The organism is Bartonella sp. TS25HLJMH (assembly GCF_042193505.1).
Lineage (GTDB): Bacteria > Pseudomonadota > Alphaproteobacteria > Rhizobiales > Rhizobiaceae > Bartonella > Bartonella grahamii.
The window spans coordinates 1-20,881 of record NZ_JBHILV010000017.1 but is presented as its reverse complement, the minus strand read 5'-3'; the positions used below and the strand labels follow the sequence as shown (position 1 = coordinate 20,881).

Below are 20,881 nucleotides of genomic sequence, written 5' to 3'. Positions count from 1 at the left end.
CAAATTCTTCTTTTTTATTCAGTTCTATGACATTATCACAAGCTCTATTTATCAAAATACTCTCATATTTCGCCTAAAAAATCTTAAATACGCAATTTTTCTATTGCATAAATTTTTGCCTCATGATGAAAGTGTTTCTTTAACTGTTAGAGCTAACTGTTTGAGTGTAAAAGGTTTAGATAAAAAACCAAAAACAGCATCTTGTGGAAGATTTTTAGCAAAAGCATCTTTTGCATATCCAGAAACGAAAAGAAATTTGATATCAGGATAGTTTTTACGTACTTCCTTCAATAAAGTGGGCCCATCCATTTCTGGCATCACCACGTCGGAAACAATAATATCAACAGCTCCTTTTTGATCCTCAAGAATAGAGAGTGCTTCCACCCCACTCGCTGCCTCTAAAACCGTATATCCTCTCATTTGAAGAGCTCTTACCCCCCCCATTCTGACCGCATCTTCATCTTCAACCAATAAAACAGTCGCAGATCCTGTTAAGTCTATATTTTTATCTTTCTCTTCATCTTTTGCAATCTTTTGAGAAATTTCTCCTTTTATATTGGGGATATAACGGGGAAGAAAAATATGAAATGTTGCTCCTTCACCTTCTTTACTTTCACAATAAATGTACCCACCACTCTGCTTGATAATTCCATAAACCATTGATAAACCAAGTCCTGTTCCTTTTCCAACTTCTTTTGTTGTAAAAAATGGCTCAAACATTTTTTCTTGTATAGCAGCAGATATACCAGCCCCTGTATCTGAAATAGTCAATTGCACATACTCACCAATTACTAAACCAAGATGAATAAATTCAGCACTTTGTTGCTTTGTAATATTGTTTGTCGCAATCGTAACAATACCTCCATCTAACATGGCATCACGCGCATTAATAACCAAATTCATAATAACACGCTGAAAAGATGCTTGATCAACTTCAACGCTCCACAAATCTCTTCCATGGATAATTTTTAACTGAATATTATTTCCCAAAAGGGGTACAATAAGATTGCGAATATCTGATAAAAATTCGGTAAAATCAACTTCTTCAGGTCGAAGTGTTTGCTTTCTAGAAAAAGCTAATAATTGCTGTACAAGAGCAGCTGCACGGTTAGCATTATTTTTAATATTGATCAGATCAGCATGAGCCGGATCAGAACTACGATGCGTATTTAAAAGAAGATCACACGACATTAAAATTGCCGTTAAAACATTATTAAAATCATGAGCAATGCCGCCAGCCAATTGTCCAACAGCTTGCATCTTCTGACTTTGTATCATTTTATCTTCAAGCGTTTTTTGTTCAGTTGTTTCAATCACAGAGATAATAAGCAAATCTTGCAATGCATTACCATGATAGGGCGGTACAGACATAATATGGAGCCGTAAATGGCATTCTTCATTTTTTTCTAAAACAGTTTCTAGAGAAACAAAATAATTTTTATTTGTCGCAATTCTCTGAAAAGAACGCTCTAACTGCACACAATCACGACGAGAAACAACATCATAAAAATTGACAGCTTTATCCATACATCCCGTAAGTGATGAAAAAGCTTTATTCATATGAACCAATTTCCCTTCATGATCCACCACGGCTATTGCAAAAGGACTCGCATCAAAATATTCTCCTAATATATTAGGTAATTTTAATTGGTCGTCCTCTTCTTTTTGTATTTGTTGTGGAATGATCACAATACGATAAATGGCTTCCTCTTCTAAGAGAGAAGAAACAGAGATAAGACAATGGAATATTTTCTCACAAGTCGTCTGTGAATTTAAACATAACGAAAACCTATAAGGTAAAGAGTAACCTGAACTTTGATATCTATTGGTTTGCAAACAGATATCACTCCATGAGCTCTTAGCGCCAACGCTATCAAATAACGAATCAAAATTATATTGACCAACTGAGAAATTCGCTAAATCAATTGAAAACCATTCGGCAAAAACCACATTAGCATAAAGAATAGTTCCTTGTGTATTAACTGATACAAAACCAATAGGAGCTTGATCCAAGTGATTAATAGCCTCTTGAAGGTTCGAGAAAAAAACTTCTCGCGTTTGTTGTAAATGCGAAATATCAGTAATACGCCAAAATAAAAGCTTTTTTTTCTGTTTTGTGATAGGTTGAACGGAAATATTATACCAAACAGATTTTTTTGGTGTAGCATCGGTAAAAATTGGTTGTTCTACTCTTAATTCCTCTTGTGCTGCAAGATTATTACAGGCTGCAACCTTTAAGCGATACGAAAGTGCACCAGCTCCTGGAAGATCAGCAATAACCATATAACAAGACACTTCAGGCTTATAGGTCAGAATTTTTCGATAGTTTTGATTAGAATAATAAACAAAACCAGAAAGATCAGAGATTACAATTGCATCATCGCTCTTATTAAAGATGCTAAAATCAAAATCTTCATGCAACCACACATGGTATCTTAAAATTCCCATTCCACACAAAATGAGTGTTGCAACGCCGATAATTGCTAGAATCAAAAAAGATATCAATATAGCCTTTTGCAAATAGCCTTGTGGATAAAAAAAACCTAAAATACCCACAATAAAAAGAGAAAGTAATATAAAAACAACACTAAAAATCACAAATCTTCGATGAACAGAAGACGCTGATCTTTTATTATTATCAAAACCTTTATCCATCTCTCATTGCCTTAGATTTAGCTGTTTCTGATATCACAAAACTTCCTTTATATTCATTGTTATAAAGTATATACTATGATATTATCTTTCCAAGAAAGCTCACTTAATGTTAAAAAGTTTATTTCTTGTATTTAAGTGAACTTTTTAAGGGTGTGTTTATAAATTTATCTCGATAAAAAACGATATTTTCACACAAAAATGGGAGAAAATCTATGTATATCTGGTTATCAGAGCAAATAGGTGTATCTGCTGCGAAAATAATGATAAGCTTTTTGTTTTTTATAATAACAATCGTTGCTATTACCATAATTATCTTGTTTTTACGTCGTTTAAGTACGAGAAGATTCAGCATTAATAGAAAAAAAAGTCTATCACGATTAGCATTATGTGAAGTAATTTCTATAGATCGAGCACGCCGCCTTGTTTTAGTCCGTTGCGATCATAAAGAACATTTGCTTCTTATTGGCGGATTAACAGATGTGGTTGTAGAATCGGATATTACCGGTACATCCAAAATACAAAAGAGAGAAACACTAACACATCCAAATTCCGCCCCTACAGAAAGAAACGATATACCGGATAAAAGTCCCTCTCCTTTTACGAATCAAGCGGTAAAAGATTCGGCAATCACGGCCGAAATTGAGGGACGGCAAGAACCATCTTTATTCATTCCTACCCCTCAAAAATAAAAATATACAATTTTATCACCACGAGTTTCGTGTTTATCATTTCAATGACCTTAATCCTCGCGATAAACTCTTTCACGTCGTTCGTGACGTTCTTGCGCTTCTAATGATAAAACGGCTATAGGCCGAGCCTCAAGACGCTTTATACTAATGGGTTCGCCGGTTTCTTCACAAAAGCCATATGTCCCATTATCAATGCGCTCTAAAGCAGCATCTATTTTTGAAATAAGTTTCCTCTGACGATCACGCGCACGTAATTCTATTGTACGATCAGTTTCACAAGAAGCCCTATCAGTCAAATCTGGTTGACCAACATTCTCTTCCTGCAAATTTTCCAAAGTCTCACGAGCTTCTTTTAATATATCATTCTTCCAAGAAACCAATTTAGCACGAAAATACGCCTTTTGCCGCTCATTCATAAAAGGCTCATCTTCACTAGGGCGATATTGACCATCAATCTCTTCGCTCATGCAATAAAAAACCTCCACATATGCTATGTGCGGTCTATATATTGTGCAATACCCATCAACACAAGAGTAAAATGTTTTTTCATAACAATCTACAAATATGTCTAAACGCACTGTTTAGATTTGATCGCTTTTCTATGTAGGTTGGATTCTTGATCAAATCTCATCCAGAACATTTTTCTTGCTTACTAAGAAACTTCAAAAAAAAGGAAATCTAATATCAGATATCAGAGCTATCCCTCCCCTACTTTCTCATTGTTTAAAATCTAAATGAAGCAACAATAAATCATTTCAGCAATGCAAAAAAATAAAATCTTTATAAAGGCAAAGTGTGATATTCACGTTTCAAATACATCAAAGCATCTTTTTCTTTATTACAGTTGATTGCAACAACCTCACCAATCAAAACACAATGGGTTGCGTGCTCGTGCCAACAAATCAAACGACAATCAAACGACGCTAGAGCGTCTGAAAGACTAGGCGCCCCCGTTTGCAAAACTCCCCATTGAGCAACATCAAAACGCTCATTTTGTGTAAGAGTGCAACACCTCGAAAAAACATCCGCTAATGGACGATGTTTTCCTGCCAAGCTATTAACACAAAAATTTCCATTCTCCATAAACACCTGATTCTTTAAATTATGGCGCATGAGACAGACAAGAAGGGTTGGAGGATTATCAGATAAAGAACAACACGCCGAAACAGTCACCCCGCGTCTTCCCTTAATGCCATTTGTTGTCACAATATGCACAGCTCCTGCAAAAAGACTCATGGCATCTCGATATTCTTGGGAAGAAACCGCAATATTATGTTGAAGTTCAGGCATCAAATATGTTTTATGATTCGACATATCTTTCACTTATAAAGCTTTAAAATTTCAAGCGATCTTTCCATAACAAAGACCTATAATACATATTTTTTCTTTTCCGTCATAACACAAAAGATATTTGTGTATACACAGCGATATGATAAAAACAGCCAATCAAGGAGATTTTAATGCCCCATTCTCATCTCATTTCGCCTTCACTCTTGGCTTCTGATTTTTCTAAACTTGGACAAGAAATGTTAGATGTTGTTGATGCTGGTGCAGATTGGCTTCATCTTGATATCATGGATGGGCACTTTGTTCCTAACATCACCTTTGGTCCTGAAATCGTCAAGGCTCTGCGCCCATTAACCAAAGCAACATTTGATGTGCACCTGATGATCGCACCGGTAGACCCTTATTTGGAAGCTTTTGCAAAAGCGGGTTCAGATATTATAACCATTCATGCTGAAGCAAGTCCACATCTTCATCGTTCATTACAGACAATAAAAAAAATGGGAAAAAAAGCAGGAATTGCACTCAATCCAAGCACCCCTGAACATGTACTTGAATATTTACTTGATCACTTAAATCTCATTCTCATCATGACGGTTAATCCCGGTTTTGGTGGACAAAGTTTTATTCCAGAAATAAAAGATAAAATTAAGCGTGTTAAAAGCATGATTGCAAACCGCCCTATTGATCTTGAAGTTGATGGTGGTATCACCGTTGATACAATTGGGATAGCTGCAAAAGCTGGTGCAAATGTATTTGTCGCAGGCTCTGCAATTTATAAAAACGGAAATAAAGAGCTTTACAAAACACGTATTAATGCATTGCGCCAAGCCGCAATCCTCTCACAAGAAGGAAAAAAATAATGATCGCACGTTATTCCCGCCCTGCAATGGTAACAGTTTGGTCTCCCGAAACAAAATATCGTATTTGGTTTGAAATTGAGGCCCATGCCTGTGATGCCCTTGCTCATTTAGGGATTATTCCGAAAGAAGCCGCCAAAGTCATTTGGGAAAAAGGGGCAGCAGCTAAATTTGATATCAATCGCATTGATGAAATTGAAGCAATTACCAAACATGATGTTATCGCATTTCTGACCCACCTAGCTGAATTCATTGGACCAGAGGCACGTTTTATCCACCAAGGTATGACATCATCTGATGTTCTAGATACAACGCTAAACATTCAATTGATGCGTGCTAGTGATATTTTGCTAGAGGATATAGATCAACTTCTTGAAGCATTAAAAAGACGTGCTTTTGAGCATAAAGAGACAATCACCATTGGGCGGAGTCATGGCATTCATGCTGAACCGACAACATTTGGAATCAAGTTTGCTCTCGCATACGCCGAATTTTCCCGTTGTCGCAAACGTCTTCTTGCAGCACAAGAAGAAATTTCTACTTGCGCAATTTCAGGAGCTGTAGGAACTTTTGCAAATATTGATCCACGCGTTGAAGAACATGTAGCAAAAGCCTTGAGGATGCGTGCTGAACCGGTTTCCACCCAAGTAATACCAAGAGATCGTCATGCCATGTTTTTTGCAACACTTGGTGTTATTGCTTCCTCTATTGAAAGGCTAGCGATAGAAATACGCCATTTACAACGAACAGAAGTTCTTGAAGCAGAGGAACATTTTTCGCCTGGGCAAAAAGGTTCATCGGCAATGCCTCATAAACGTAATCCAGTTTTAACAGAAAATTTAACTGGACTAGCCCGCATGGTACGTGCATTTGCGCTCCCAGCCATGGAAAATGTTGCACTTTGGCATGAACGTGATATTTCCCATTCATCTGTTGAGCGTTATATTGCTCCAGATGCGACTATTACACTTGATTTTGCTCTTTCTCGCCTCACATCGGTTATTGAAAATCTCATTGTCTATCCAGAGAATATGCAAAAAAATCTCAATAAATTCCGCGGTCTTGTTCACTCACAACGGGTGCTTTTAGCACTCACACAAGCAGGAATCAGTCGTGAAGATTCTTATCGGATTGTACAACGAAATGCGATGAAAGTTTGGGAACAAGGAAAAGATTTTTTAGAAGAACTCCTCAACGACAAAGATGTTACCAAAGCTTTAAGTGAAGAAGAACTTCGTGAAAAATTTGATCTTTCTTACCACACCAAACATATCAATACGATTTTTAAACGTGTTTTTGAAGAACAATAAAGCGACATAGAAAACCCAAATCTATTCCACCTATGATCAAAAATCTGTTGTAACAAAAAAATTATGAAAGCAAATCAACTCGATATTCTTATTATTCCTGGCTACAAAGGATCTGGTCCAGATCATTGGCAAACACGCTGGGAAAAAAAATTGTCGACAGCCCGCCGCATTGAACAACTCCATTGGTCAAAGCCTGTTTGTGAAGAATGGGTTAACAAAGTTAAAACCGCCATCGCAAAAGCTCAAAGGCCTGTTATGCTTATTGCCCATTCATTAGGAGTTCCCAGCGCTATTCATGCAACTGTACAAAATACAGAAAAAATTTGTGGCGCTTTCTTTGTTGCACCTCCAGATGTCGCCAATGAGAAAATACGTCCCAAACATTTAATGACATTTGGCCCCTATCATCGTCAAAAGCTGCCTTTTCCTTCTATTGTCATAGCCAGTCGCAACGATGAGTTTTGTCAATTTTCCGTAGCAGAAAAAATTGCCAATGATTGGGGGGCACTCTTTGTTGATGCTGGGTATTCTGGCCATATTAACGCAGAATCCGGACACGGACCCTGGCCTGAAGGGCTTATGGTCCTCTCTCACTTTCTTGCAAAAATTTGATCAAAAAGAGATAATCTTCTTTCTCATCACTATGTATCTTCACCTTTGAGTAGACGTGTAATGACAAAAATTATAAAAGTATCATAGCAATATCATTGAGAAATTCTATCAATTAGGATAGTATCATTTACCAATGTTATTAAAAACCTCTCAAGATAAATAGAGAATCATGATGAATCGTCGCCACCGTATTTATGAAGGCAAGGCTAAAATTTTATATGAAGGACCTGAACCAGGAACTTATATTCAATTTTTTAAAGATGATGCAACTGCCTTTAATGCAAAAAAACATGAAATTATCGACGGAAAAGGGGTTTTGAACAACCGAATTTCGGAACATATTTTTAGTCATCTTGGACGTTTGGGCATCCCAACACATTTTATCAAACGTATAAACATGCGTGAACAGCTTATTAAAGCAGTGGAAATGATTCCGTTGGAAGTTGTTGTTCGCAATGTTGCTGCCGGCTCTCTTGCTAAGCGTTTAGGACTGGAAGAAGGAACCCCACTTCCGCAATCTATCATTGAGTTCTACTATAAAAATGATTCTCTCGATGATCCTATGGTAACAGAAGAACATATTACAGCTTTTGGGTGGGCTGTCCCACAAGAGATAGAAGATATCATGCAACTTTCAATTCGTGTTAATGATTTTCTTTCTGGGCTTTTTGCTGGTATTAACATCCAATTAATTGATTTTAAAATGGAATTTGGTCGCCTGTGGGAAGATGAAACAATGCGCATTGTTCTTGCTGATGAAATCTCACCTGATTCTGCACGACTATGGGATATGCACACACAAGAAAAAATGGATAAAGACCGTTTTCGTCGTGATATGGGTGGGCTTATTAATGCCTATCAAGAAGTTGCCAAACGTCTTGGTATTATGAATGAAAACGAACCAACACGACCAAGTGGTCCCGTTCTCGTAAAGTAAAAACAGGGCAAAAAAGCATCACCTTATATAAATATCCCTCTTCAAAGGAGAGGTTCTTTTAACAAGCAGGAAGCAAAAAATGAAAGCACGCGTTACAGTTACTTTAAGAGAAAGCGTTCTTGATCCACAAGGAGAAGCAATTGTCGGTGCTTTAAAAAGTTTGGCTTTCGAAGGCATTCAATCCATTCGTCAAGGAAAGGTTTTTGATATTGTTCTTGATGATCTACCTTCTGAAACCGCAAAGAAAAAACTTGAACAAATGTGTGAAGAGTTACTCGCAAATACTGTCATTGAAAATTATACAATCGAACTTTTTTAAGTGGAACGCTCATGAAAACTGCCATCATTCAACTTCCTGGATTAAATCGTGATCGAGATATGGTTGCAGCGTTACATCATATAACGGGAGTTGAGCCACTAAAAATTTGGCAAACAGAAACAACAATTCCAGATGTAGATGTTATTATTATTCCTGGTGGTTTTTCCTATGGCGACTACTTAAGATGTGGTGCTATTGGAGCGCGAACTCCCATCTTAAAAGCCATTCGTGAAAAAGCACAAGAAGGTACGACAATAATAGGTATCTGTAATGGATTTCAAATTTTGTTGGAAGCAGGATTATTACCCGGTACTTTAATGCGTAACGCTTCTTTAAAATTTGTTTGTCGTGAAATCAAACTTGAAGTCGTCAACGCCAAGACAAAATTTTCTCGATATTATTCTAAAGGACAAATTATTCGTTGTCCTGTTGCCCATCATGACGGAAATTATTTTGTTGACAGTGAAACATTGAAACAAATGGAAGACAATGAACAAATTGTTTTTCGCTATGCAGAAAATACAAACCCGAACGGCTCAATAAAAGATATTGCTGGTATTGTTAATAAAGCTGGTAATATTCTTGGTATGATGCCCCATCCTGAAAACTTTATTGAATCCGCCCACGGAGGTACTGACGGTCGTTTACTTTTCCAAAGTGCTTTAGAGTTAGTAAATGGATAATGCTGCAAAAATACTCGCGCTCCATAATTTAAAAAAAACAAGGATTTATACCATTTCTCGCATCGTAAATCTATAAACAAAGCTCTTCACAAACAACAATGGATATTATTTTCTAAACACATAATTATTTAAGACCATTTTTAGTCTTAAATCCCACCAAACAAACGGACAAAATCTTCAGCTTACTGTCTATAAATATTTTTATTATTAACAACATTATTGTTTATAATACTAAGCTGCTAGGTTAAAAAAATAAAAATACTAAATTTCGATTAATTTGACGGATAAATGCTCATGAAGCCTTGCAATAACATCACTATTACACCAGAACTCATTGCACAACACGGGCTAAAAGAAGATGAATATCAACGTATCCTGACGTTAATCGGTAGAGAACCAACATTTACTGAACTAGGAATTTTTTCTGCAATGTGGAACGAACACTGTTCCTATAAATCATCTAAAAAATGGCTAAAAACTCTTCCGACAGAAGGAAAATGTGTTATCCAAGGACCTGGTGAAAATGCTGGTGTTGTCGATATTGGCGAAGGGCAATGTGTTGTTTTCAAAATGGAAAGCCATAACCACCCTTCTTATATTGAACCTTATCAAGGTGCAGCGACAGGTGTTGGTGGTATTTTACGTGATGTCTTTACAATGGGAGCCCGTCCTGTTGCTGCTATGAATGCATTGCGATTTGGTGCTCCTGATCACCCACGAACACGCCATCTTGTTTCTGGTGTTGTTTCTGGAATAGGTGGTTACAGCAATTCTTTTGGTGTTCCAACGGTTGGTGGAGAAGTAAATTTTGATGAGCGTTATAATGGCAATATCCTTGTTAACGCTTTTGTCGCCGGTATTGCAAAGACAAATGCTCTTTTTTATTCTAAAGCGCAAGGTATTGGACTCCCTGTTGTTTATCTGGGTGCAAAAACAGGACGTGATGGTGTCGGTGGAGCAACAATGGCTTCTGCTGAATTTGATTCTTCAATCAGTGAAAAACGCCCAACTGTTCAAGTAGGTGATCCTTTTACAGAGAAATGTCTCCTTGAAGCATGTTTAGAGCTCATGGAACTTGGAGCCGTAGTTGCTATTCAAGATATGGGGGCAGCAGGACTCACCTCTTCTGCCGTTGAAATGGGAGCAAAAGGAAATCTGGGGATACAGCTTAATCTTGATACAGTTCCTGTTCGAGAAGAAAACATGACAGCCTATGAAATGATGCTTTCTGAAAGTCAAGAGCGTATGCTCATGGTCCTTAAACCAGAACTAGAAAAGCAAGCAGAAGCAATTTTTCATAAGTGGGGGCTACATTTTTCTATCATTGGAAAAACAACCGATGATTTACGTTTTCGTGTATTTCATCAAGGGGAAGAAGTTGTCAATCTTCCCATCAAAGAGCTTGGTGATGAAGCGCCTGTTTATGATCGTCCTTGGAGTGAACCGGCAAAAAAAACACCCTTGAAAGCAGAAGACGTCAAAAAAGTTGAAAATCTTGGTGATGCGCTTCTGTCCTTATTGAATTCTGCTGATCAAAGTTCTCGGCGATGGGTTTATGAACAATATGATACCCTTATCCAAGGAAATAGCCTTGTTTGTCCAGGAGGTGATGCAGGCGTTATCCGTGTAGGAAACAACAGCAAACGTGCTCTTGCTTTTTCTTCTGATGTAACACCTCGCTATTGTGAAGCAGACCCTTATGAAGGAGGAAAACAAGCTGTCGCAGAATGCTGGCGAAACATTAGTACGACAGGTGCAACACCACTGGCTGCTACAGATAATCTCAATTTTGGTAACCCTGAAAAACCTGAAATTATGGGACAGCTGGTTTTTGCTATTAAAGGTATAGGAGAAGCTTGTAGAATCCTCGATTTTCCTATCGTTTCAGGCAATGTTTCTCTTTACAACGAAACAAATGGGGAAGCCATTCTTCCAACCCCCACAATTGCTGGTGTAGGTCTTCTTAATGATTGGTCTAAAATGGTGACAATAAGTGGTATGCAAAATGGAGATATTCTTGTTTTAGTAGGAAATTGCGGCTCCCATTTAGGACAATCAATCTATGCACGTAACATTTTAAATATTGATGCAGGTGCCCCCCCCCCTGTAGATTTACAACTTGAAAAAAAGCATGGTCAATTTGTTCGAGATGTCATTAATAGCGGTTTTATTCATGCTGCTCATGACATTTCTGACGGAGGATTAGCGCTAGCACTTGCTGAAATGGTGATTAAAGCAGGTAAAGGAATCAAAGTAAAATTAAGCAATAAATCACCCCATCATGCAGAACTTTTTGGAGAAGACCAAGGACGTTATCTTTTAGCCGTCAAACCTCACTCTCTTAATAATCTTAAAGAGCGTGCACAAATCAATACAGTTTCTTTAACAGAGCTAGGTCAAGTTGAGGGAACTTCTCTTAATATAGATGGGATATTAACACTTTCAGTAGACAACCTCACAAAAGCCTATGAAAACTGGTTTCCACAATTTATGGGTGAAGAGTAAAAATTGTTTTTCTCTTAAACAGCCTTTATAAAAAAAATGAACAACATAGGAGAATAATGATGGCAATGAGTGCCCATGCAATTGAAACGCTTATTCGTGAAGGCATTCCTGATGCTACTGTAACAATTCGTGATCTTGCTGGAGATGGAGAACATTATGCTGCAGAAGTTATTTCTGAAAGTTTTCGTGGTAAAACCCGTGTTCAACAACATAAAATGGTCTATGATGCCCTTAAAGGCACTATGGGAAATGACCTTCACGCCTTAATGTTGCAAACAAATGTCCCAAAATAATCTAAAATTTCTTCTTGCATTCACACATTTAATACGATTAAAAACAGTATGAATATAAATTACACACTGATAAAAATCTGAAATATCGAGGGATAAAAATGACCACTGTTCATGATTTTATTGACAACGAGATTAAAACAAACGACGTCATTTTATTCATGAAAGGAACACCTGACGCTCCGCAATGCGGGTTTTCAGGACAAGTTGTTCAAATCCTTGACTATTTAGGATTGAATTATAAAGGAATTAACATCTTAACTTCTAACGAATTGCGTCAAGGAATTAAAGATTACTCAAATTGGCCAACAATTCCACAGCTGTATATCAAGGGTGAATTTGTCGGAGGCTGTGATATTGTTAAAGAGATGTTTCAAAACAATGAGTTACAGGAACTTTTAAAAGAAAAAAATATTCCCTGTAATCAATCATAGGTATCTTTCATTTTATTCAGACTCTTAAAAAGAGCTGTTTTCAGATGAAATTTCTATTTCAAGGATGCCATATGTCATATTCAGTCGATGAACAAACGCATAGTGATGCGATTAGAAAAAAAATTGGCTATAAAGAATTTGTTATTCTTATTGCTTCGCTCATGGCTATTAACGCTATAGCTGTTGATATTATGCTGCCAGCTATGCCCAATATTTTAGATGGCTTAAATGTTCTCAATGAAAATGATCAACATTATATCATTTCGAGTTATCTTATTAGCTATGGTATTGCTCAAATATTTTTCGGTCCAATAAGCGATAGGTATGGACGACGTAAACTTATTCTTATTGGTCTTGCTTTTTATTCATTTACGGCGATTGGCTGTGCCTTTGTAACTGATTTTTCTCTCTTACTTATTTTGCGTATCTTACAAGGTATTGGAGGAGCTGCTATGCGGGTTCTTACAGTTTCCGTCGTACGTGATCTTTACAGTGGTCGAAAAATGGCAGAAGTTATGTCTATTGTTATGATGGTTTTTCTTGTTGCACCAATGGTTGGTCCCGCAACAGGACAGATCATTTTACTGCTTGGACATTGGCAATATATTTTTATTTTCATGGCAATGGTTGGTTTCGGGTTGATGATTTGGATTCAATTCCGCTTGCCGGAAACTCTTTATGCGCAACGCTCTCTTTCCTTTTCTTCAGTCAAACATAATTTATGGATTGTAATAACCAATCGCACAACACTTTGCTATACACTAGCAACTTCGATTATTTTAGGCTGTATCTTTACTGCCGTTAATACATCACAACAAACGTATGAAGGGATCTATAATCTAGGACTTTGGTTCCCTATTGCCTTTGCAGTTGGTGCTGCATTTCAGGCTTTCTCATCATTCATGAACTCTCAACTCGTTGGACGCCTTGGAATGCGGCGTATTGCTCATACTATGCTTTTGCTCTTTTGTATCACTTCATGTGTATGGTTTATTGGCTCTATCTTAACAGATGGTATTCTTCCTTTTGCTTTTTACATGCTGTTATTCTGTATACTGATGTTTGCCTGCGGTGGCATTATGGCCAATTTCAATACACTTGCTCTCGAATCTGTGGGTGAAATTGCTGGAACAGCTTCTTCTGTATCCGGCTTTCTTCAAACATCTATCGGTGCAGGACTTAGCTTTTTTATTGCCCAACAATTTGATGAAACAACCATCCCAAACTCAGCAGGATTTTTCTTTTTGAGTCTCGCTGCCATACTTCTCGTCTTATGGGCTGAACGTGGTCATCTTTTTAGGCAATATCATAGCAATCCTAACGAATAAATATTACTACGAAAGATTAATAACATCTCTCTTGAATAATAAGAAGATAAACCTATCAAACAAAATAAAACATCTCCAAATAGAACACTCTTGTGTTAAACATTCACATTGTTTGTTTAAAGGTACAGCTCTCGAAATATCAAATCATTTCACGACAGCACCCATAAATGCTGTAATGTTAAAAAACAGTTTTGATTGATTTAACCGAAATAAGAGAAAAATTTAGGCTTTAGGTCTTTCTTTCAATATAAAAAAATAATAAATTATCTTTATAAATTAATATCTTACACAATCATAAAACCATAGGGAATTTTCCCATTTATAAAATACATTTAATTAATAAATTTTCCTGATTTTGGAAATCCTTTTGGAACCAAACGCCCGACTCCCGCACGCGTTCCCATCCATTCAAAGAGATCGTCCGCCTGACGGTTAAAGATTCGTTCAGCTGTATCTTGCCAACTTAAGCCTTCTGATAAATTAAAAGTCTTGGCATCAACAACACCACCTTCTTTATAACGCTGTAAACGAACACCTTTACCACGATTCATTTCTGGTATTTGTTCAATAGAAAAAATAAGCATTTTACGGTTTTCACCGACTACAGCAACATGATCACCATTTACCGGAACACAAAGCTTTACCTTATCAGGAGCTTTCACATTCATCACTTGCTTTCCTTTTCGTGTATTGGCGATCACTTCTGCAGAAGAAACAATAAAACCATTACCGTGAGATGAAACCAAGAGCAATTTTTCCTCGGCGTGATGCACAAAAGCTGTGAGAACATCATGCTCATCATCCATATCAACTAAAAGACGAATAGGTTCACCATGTCCCCGCCCTCCAGGTAAACTATTTGCACTAATAGCAAAAAACTTTCCACCCGTACTGATCAGCATAATCTTGTCGGTCGTAAATGCTGGAAATGCTAATTTTAAACTGTCTCCTTCTTTAAAAGAAAGCGCTTTATAATCGTTCAAATGTCCCTTCAAAGCGCGCATCCACCCCTTTTCAGAAATAACAATAGTAATCGGTTCTTTTTCGATCATTGCTTGTTGAATATCATCAAGATCATGTCTTGGTGCCTCTTCAAATGTCGTACGTCTTTTTCCTAAGAGTGTTTCAGGACCAAAAGTGTTTCGAACTTTTTTGATTTCTTCTGAAATTATTTTCCACTGTTTTATAGGAGAAGCTAACAAATTCTGTAGCTTTTCTTTTTCAGCTTTCAAACTTTCAAATTCTTTACGAATTTCAAATTCCTCAAGCTTACGTAAAGAACGCAAGCGCATATTAAGAATAGCTTCAGCTTGATTTTCTGTTAATTCAAAACGACTAATGAGCTGCTTTTTAGGTTCATCCTCTTCACGAATAATCTGAATAACCTCATCGAGATTTAAATAGGCAATAAGATATCCATGAAGAATTTCTAATCGACAATCAATTTGATCAAGCCGATAATGAGAGCGACGAATAAGGACTTCTTGACGATGTTCGAGCCATTGCTGTAAACTCTCACGCAAAGAGAGAACATTGGGTATTTTTCCCAAAGACAAAACATTCAGATTAAGGGGAAATCTTACTTCAAAATCAGTCAATTTAAAAAGAGACTCCATAAGAAGCTCCGGATCAACCGTACGATTTTTAGGAACCAGCACAATTCTGATATCTTCTGCTGATTCATCTTGGATATCCTCAAGCATTGGCAATCGCCGTGCAAGCAATAACTCTGCTGTTTTTTCAATAAGACGTGACTTTTGAATCTGATAGGGAATTTCAGTCACAACAATCACATAAGAACCACGGCTACCCGATTCCTGATGCCAACGTGAACGCAAACGAAAGAATCCACGCCCAACACGATAAGATTCCTCAATACTTTTTTTAGGCTCAACTAAAATTCCCCCTGTCGGGAAATCAGGACCAAGAACGAATTGATTTAATTCCTCATCATTTACATCGGAATGCGCAATCAAATGGAGCGCTGCATCACAAAGCTCAGCAACATTATGGGGTGGAATAGATGTTGCCATACCAACAGCAATACCAGAAGAACCATTTGCTAAAAGATTAGGGAAAGCTCCTGGTAAAACAACAGGCTCTTCATCTTCTTCATTATAGGTTAAACGAAAATCAATAGCATTCTCATTAATTCCTTCAAGTAACAATGCAGCCACTTCAGTCATACGTGCTTCCGTATAACGCATGGCAGCAGCATTATCACCATCAATATTACCAAAATTGCCTTGCCCATCAACCAACGGATAACGAACAGCAAAACTTTGAGCCAAGCGCACCAAAGCATCATAAATAGACGCATCCCCATGAGGATGAAATTTTCCCATGACATCACCGACAATCCGCGCGCATTTCGCATAAGACTGTCCAGGATTTAGTTTGAGAAGACGCATCGCATGAACAATCCGCCGGTGGACAGGCTTCAATCCATCACGTACATCAGGCAATGCACGATGTGTAATCGTAGAAAGTGCATAAGCCAAATAACGTTCCTGTAAAGCAGAACGTAATTCTATTGGTTCAATATGTTCTTTATCAAAAGGTAAATTCATTTTATCAAACATAGTATTAAAATAACAATTCCCACAATAATAAGAAATTATTTTATAGGATTTATTTAATTAAATCTTCTATGAGTCGACTTTTTTATTAAAAGTCAATTACATAAAAACAAACGCTGCGATTAGAACATGAACAGAAAATTATATCAATTTGAAAAATTTATACATGTCCTTCCCCCCTTGTCCTAAGTAATTTATTGAAAGCTTTGTCAAATCTGATAATAATTTAACTGCTCACAAAGAGTTGTTTCATTCTTTTTGGAATGACAAAAGCACCTTTCAAACATCATCTTTTATTATAAAGATAAATTGTACAACAACCCCATTCAGTTTTTCCATGAAAAACTAAAAAAATATTCAAAGCTTATAAAATTTAAACTTTTCAGAGTAAGTCCATAGAATAGAAAACCGCATTATTCTCATAAAAACGAAGAGACACAATTCTCTGCTACAACATTGTAAAAACTTCAATAAAAAATAAATAATATGTTGTCGTATAAAGATAATTCATTTTTTTCAACTAAAATGAGACTTCCAAATATTATAGAATTCTCTCATTTCTAATTTATTCATGATAAAACAATCACAATCATTTCCTCACCTATCACAAAGGGAAGAGCCACTATAAAAACAAGGAATAAAGCCTCGTAAAGAATCAACACAATGGCGTTTTTGTCTATCTAAATTTCACAAACAGCACACACACATGATGCTCTTGAGAGGCATCAAAACTTCACTCTGCATAAGAAAGATGAAAACAATCCATAATCAACTTTATGAGCTATTTTTGTGAGTAGGAGCCATACGGATTCCTAAATCACGTAATTGTGTAGGAGACACATCAGACGGAGCACTCATCAAAAGATCAAGTGCCTGTTGATTCATAGGAAATAAAGCAACTTCACGCAAATTTTTAACACCTTGCAACAGCATAATGATGCGGTCAATTCCCGCAGCCATACCACCGTGTGGCGGAGCCCCATAATGGAATGCACGATAAAGACCACCGAAACGATCTTTCACAACTTCCTTAGAAAGTCCTACAAGCTCAAAAACTTTAAGCATCATTTCTGGCAAGTGATTACGAATTCCACCTGATGCAATTTCATAACCATTGCAAACAAGATCATATTGAAAAGCTTTAAGAGTAAGAGGATCTTGGGTCTCAAGAGCATTTTCTCCCCCTTGAGGCATGGAAAAAGGATTATGTGCAAAATCAATCTTTTTCTCATCTTCATTCCATTCAAAAAATGGAAAATCAACAATCCAAGCCAAAGAGAAACTCTCTCTATCGAGAAGATCTAATTCTTCCCCTACCCGTGTACGGGCTGCTCCAGCAAAAGATGCGAATTTTTTTGGATCTCCAGCCACAAAAAAACAAGCATCACCACTTTCAAGTCCAAGCTGTATACGGAGCGCTTCAGCTCGCTGTTGACCAATATTTTTGGCGATAGGCCCTGCTCCTTCAAATTCTCCTTTTTCTTCACGCCAAAAAATATAACCGAGCCCTGGTTGCCCCTCGCCTTGTGCCCATACATTCATACGATCACAAAAAGCACGACTTCCACCCGTTTTAGCCGGAATAGCCCACACTCGTGCATTCTCATCATTTGCTAAAATTTGAGCAAAGACTTTGAAACCAGAATTATAAAAATGTTGAGAAACATCTTCCATAATGATCGGATTACGTAGATCAGGCTTATCAGAACCATATTTTTGCATTGCTTCATCATAGGAAATGCGAGGAAAGCTCTGTGTCACAGTTTTTCCATCTGCAAATTCTTCAAAAATAGAACGCATAATAGGTTCCATAGTTGCTAAAACATCTTCTTGCTCAACAAAACTCATTTCAACATCTAATTGATAAAATTCACCAGGAAGACGGTCGGCCCTTGGATCTTCATCTCTAAAACATGGAGCAATCTGAAAATAACGATCAAAACCTGACATCATCAACAACTGTTTATATTGCTGTGGTGCTTGCGGTAGCGCATAAAATTTTCCCTGATGAACACGACTTGGAACCAAAAAATCACGTGCTCCTTCCGGTGATGAAGCTGTCAAAAGTGGCGTCGTAAATTCCGTAAAACCATTATTTTGCATAGCCCGTCTCATAGCCGCAATAATTTCAGTCCGACGCATGATATTTTTGTGCATAGTCTCCCGACGCAAATCAAGAAAACGATATTTTAATCGAATATCTTCTGGATAATCAGGTTCACCAAAAACCGGTAAAGGAAGTTCATCAGATTTTGAAAGAATTTCTACCTCTTGTGCAACAATTTCAATCTCACCTGTTGGAAGCGTTGCATTAATAACCTCATCAGAACGTGCACATACCTCTCCATCCACACGAATAACCCATTCAGAACGCACTTTTTCAATAACTTTAAAAGCCGGCGAAGCAGGATCAGCAACAATTTGTGTAATTCCAAAATGATCACGTAAATCCACAAAAAGAATTCCTCCATGATCACGAACACGATGAACCCATCCCGAAAGACGGACTTGTGCTCCTACATCACATCTACGAAGAGCCGCACAATGATGACTGCGATAACGGTGCATGTTTTTTGCCTTTGATTATAATATTCACATGCGCTACAAACGCTTTTTAATAACCATTTGTCAAGATATGAGAATAAAAACTCAAAAATAAAGTCAATAAAGGACAAATTTAATTTATCGAATTATAATAAAATGATGAATCTTATTACACAAACAACAGATCTTGAAATTGCACTTAACGTTCTACGTACCTCTGATTTTGTAACAGTCGATACTGAGTTTATCCGCGAGACAACTTTTTGGCCTCAACTGTGTTTAATCCAGCTCGCATCACCAGATGTCACAGTTTTGATTGATCCCATAGCACCAGATATTGATTTACAACCTTTTTTTGACCTTATGATCGATAAAAAAGTTGTAAAAGTTTTTCATGCTGCGCGCCAAGATATTGAAACAATTTATCATCTTGGAGGTGTTATTCCTTCCCCTCTCTTTGATACGCAAATAGCAGGATCAATTTGTGGGTTTGGTGATTCTATCTCCTATGATCAAATTGTACAACGTTGCACGGGGCATCATCTTGATAAATCTTCCCGCTTTACAGACTGGAGTTGCCGACCTTTGTCTGAAAAACAACTGCTCTATGCACTTGCCGATGTAACCTATTTAAGAGATGTTTACCTGTTATTGAAAAAAAGGTTAGAAAAAAATCAACGTGCTCACTGGATGGATGATGAACTAACAATTCTTTTAAATCCTAAAACCTATGATATACCAGAAGATGAAGCATGGAAAAAAGTGAAAGGACAAATTAAAAAGCCTCGTGAACTTGCTGTATTACAAAAGATAGCAGCTTGGCGTGAACGTGAAGCACGAAGATACAATATGCCACGTCGTCATATCATAAAAGATGAATGTCTTATAGAAATAGCAACCCAACAACCAAAAGATGAATCTGCATTAAAACGATTGCGCAGTCTTAATAAGAATTGGGATAAACTCTCAATTGCTCAATCATTAATCAAAGCTGTCCACGAAGGCTTAGAAGTGGATCTTTCTACTTTACCCCCCATTCCTAAACATAATCCACTCAATGATACGACGGCCGCTGTTATCGATCTGCTCAAAGTGTTATTAAAAATTGTTGCAAGCGAAAACAGCATTGCCCCTAAAATTATTGCAACATCTAATGATTTAGAAAAAATTGCCAATGGAGGAATAAAGAAAAATATTCCCGCTATGAATGGCTGGCGCTATGAAATTTTTGGTAAAAAAGCCGAACAACTGCTAAAGGGGCAGATAGGGTTTTACTTTAACGATGGAAAAATAAGCACAAAACAGCTTTAATTTACATTTTCATTTAAAAAAAAAACATTACGCTACTTATTATCTACATAAATTGGTATGCCCTATGGACCAACGCAAATAGGATAACTAAAGCCTACTTCTGACAAAGTTAAAAACTTAAATAGTAAACTCTTATTAAAAATGGCAGCTAAATCTTTATCAGGTCAATCAAATAGCAATCTTATTACAAAATCTAAAAACACAGACAGCTCCTCATTTAAAAGTTTTAAAAAGAAAAAGTTCTTATAATAAAAGCCCATTCGTTACAAAAATAGCAGCCTCGCAATAGGAACAAACAAAGATATAATGCCTCACGTCACCATATCGTATTAAAAACGACTGAGATTACAATCTAACAATCAAAAACGAGCCAGCATAACAACTAAAATACCTAACAAAATTAACATACTGATTTATAAATATAATTCGTTGTTTTTCATGTTGAATGAGAGTCCCGAATAACATAAGATTCTCTCATTTCAAACCTGTTTATCTTGAATCAATCAAAACCATTCTCTTGCACACCATAAGCGGGGCTGGC

17 protein-coding genes are annotated in these 20,881 nt (G+C 37.0%); 12 read left to right on the top strand and 5 right to left on the bottom strand.

The features are described from left to right. Positions 1–120: 120 nt before the first annotated feature. A complete protein-coding gene (locus ACFINF_RS07430; protein ID WP_375620323.1) occupies positions 121–2,655 on the bottom strand; it encodes a response regulator in 2,535 nt (844 codons plus the stop codon). 212 nt (positions 2,656–2,867) lie between these two features. Here ACFINF_RS07430 and ACFINF_RS07425 point away from each other — a divergent pair, with 212 nt between their 5' ends. Continuing rightward, on the top strand, positions 2,868–3,344 hold the full coding sequence (locus ACFINF_RS07425) for a hypothetical protein (RefSeq protein ID WP_375620322.1): 477 nt from the start codon (positions 2,868–2,870) through the stop codon (positions 3,342–3,344). A 50-nt stretch (positions 3,345–3,394) separates the two neighbouring features. Here ACFINF_RS07425 and dksA read toward each other — a convergent pair whose 3' ends face one another. Both dksA and ACFINF_RS07415 read right to left on the bottom strand, forming a co-directional pair. After that, the gene (gene dksA, locus ACFINF_RS07420) at positions 3,395–3,811 is read right to left on the bottom strand and encodes an RNA polymerase-binding protein DksA (protein WP_375620321.1); all 417 of its coding nucleotides are present in this window, start codon (positions 3,809–3,811) and stop codon (positions 3,395–3,397) included. Between the two features lie 313 nt (positions 3,812–4,124). Beyond that, the gene (locus tag ACFINF_RS07415) at positions 4,125–4,658 is read right to left on the bottom strand and encodes a flavin reductase (RefSeq protein ID WP_375620320.1); all 534 of its coding nucleotides are present in this window, start codon (positions 4,656–4,658) and stop codon (positions 4,125–4,127) included. Between the two features lie 146 nt (positions 4,659–4,804). Here ACFINF_RS07415 and rpe point away from each other — a divergent pair, with 146 nt between their 5' ends. The 10 genes from rpe (at position 4,805) to ACFINF_RS07365 (ending at position 13,906) form a co-directional block, all read left to right on the top strand. Then, complete coding sequence (gene rpe / locus ACFINF_RS07410; RefSeq protein WP_375620319.1) at positions 4,805–5,491, top strand: ribulose-phosphate 3-epimerase; 687 nt, start codon at positions 4,805–4,807, stop codon at positions 5,489–5,491. Beyond that, on the top strand, positions 5,491–6,798 hold the full coding sequence (gene purB, locus ACFINF_RS07405) for an adenylosuccinate lyase (RefSeq protein ID WP_375620318.1): 1,308 nt from the start codon (positions 5,491–5,493) through the stop codon (positions 6,796–6,798). Before rpe ends, purB begins: the two co-directional genes overlap by 1 nt. 63 nt (positions 6,799–6,861) lie before the next feature. Next, on the top strand, positions 6,862–7,410 hold the full coding sequence (locus tag ACFINF_RS07400; RefSeq protein WP_375620317.1) for an RBBP9/YdeN family alpha/beta hydrolase: 549 nt from the start codon (positions 6,862–6,864) through the stop codon (positions 7,408–7,410). A gap of 172 nt (positions 7,411–7,582) precedes the next feature. Next, positions 7,583–8,347, top strand: coding sequence for a phosphoribosylaminoimidazolesuccinocarboxamide synthase (gene purC, locus ACFINF_RS07395; protein ID WP_375620332.1), 765 nt, complete (start codon positions 7,583–7,585; stop codon positions 8,345–8,347). Between the two features lie 79 nt (positions 8,348–8,426). After that, positions 8,427–8,666, top strand: a complete 240-nt coding sequence (gene purS, locus ACFINF_RS07390; RefSeq protein WP_375620316.1) for a phosphoribosylformylglycinamidine synthase subunit PurS — start codon at positions 8,427–8,429, stop codon at positions 8,664–8,666. Positions 8,667–8,677: 11 nt separating this feature from the next. After that, on the top strand, positions 8,678–9,349 hold the full coding sequence (gene purQ, locus ACFINF_RS07385) for a phosphoribosylformylglycinamidine synthase subunit PurQ (protein ID WP_375620315.1): 672 nt from the start codon (positions 8,678–8,680) through the stop codon (positions 9,347–9,349). A 294-nt stretch (positions 9,350–9,643) separates the two neighbouring features. Next, the gene (gene purL, locus ACFINF_RS07380; protein WP_375620314.1) at positions 9,644–11,854 is read left to right on the top strand and encodes a phosphoribosylformylglycinamidine synthase subunit PurL; all 2,211 of its coding nucleotides are present in this window, start codon (positions 9,644–9,646) and stop codon (positions 11,852–11,854) included. A gap of 59 nt (positions 11,855–11,913) precedes the next feature. Next, on the top strand, positions 11,914–12,147 hold the full coding sequence (locus ACFINF_RS07375; protein WP_375620331.1) for a BolA/IbaG family iron-sulfur metabolism protein: 234 nt from the start codon (positions 11,914–11,916) through the stop codon (positions 12,145–12,147). A 98-nt stretch (positions 12,148–12,245) separates the two neighbouring features. Next, the gene (grxD, locus tag ACFINF_RS07370) at positions 12,246–12,578 is read left to right on the top strand and encodes a Grx4 family monothiol glutaredoxin (protein ID WP_015856495.1); all 333 of its coding nucleotides are present in this window, start codon (positions 12,246–12,248) and stop codon (positions 12,576–12,578) included. A 71-nt stretch (positions 12,579–12,649) separates the two neighbouring features. Beyond that, positions 12,650–13,906 (top strand): multidrug effflux MFS transporter, encoded by a 1,257-nt coding sequence (locus ACFINF_RS07365; RefSeq protein WP_375620313.1) that lies wholly within the window; start codon positions 12,650–12,652, stop codon positions 13,904–13,906. A 332-nt stretch (positions 13,907–14,238) separates the two neighbouring features. Here ACFINF_RS07365 and parC read toward each other — a convergent pair whose 3' ends face one another. Next, a complete protein-coding gene (parC, locus tag ACFINF_RS07360; protein ID WP_375620312.1) occupies positions 14,239–16,488 on the bottom strand; it encodes a DNA topoisomerase IV subunit A in 2,250 nt (749 codons plus the stop codon). Between the two features lie 771 nt (positions 16,489–17,259). Continuing rightward, positions 17,260–19,053, bottom strand: a complete 1,794-nt coding sequence (aspS, locus tag ACFINF_RS07355; protein WP_273788192.1) for an aspartate--tRNA ligase — start codon at positions 19,051–19,053, stop codon at positions 17,260–17,262. Between the two features lie 132 nt (positions 19,054–19,185). Here aspS and rnd point away from each other — a divergent pair, with 132 nt between their 5' ends. Beyond that, a complete protein-coding gene (gene rnd / locus ACFINF_RS07350) occupies positions 19,186–20,340 on the top strand; it encodes a ribonuclease D (RefSeq protein ID WP_375620311.1) in 1,155 nt (384 codons plus the stop codon). Positions 20,341–20,881 lie beyond the last annotated feature (541 nt).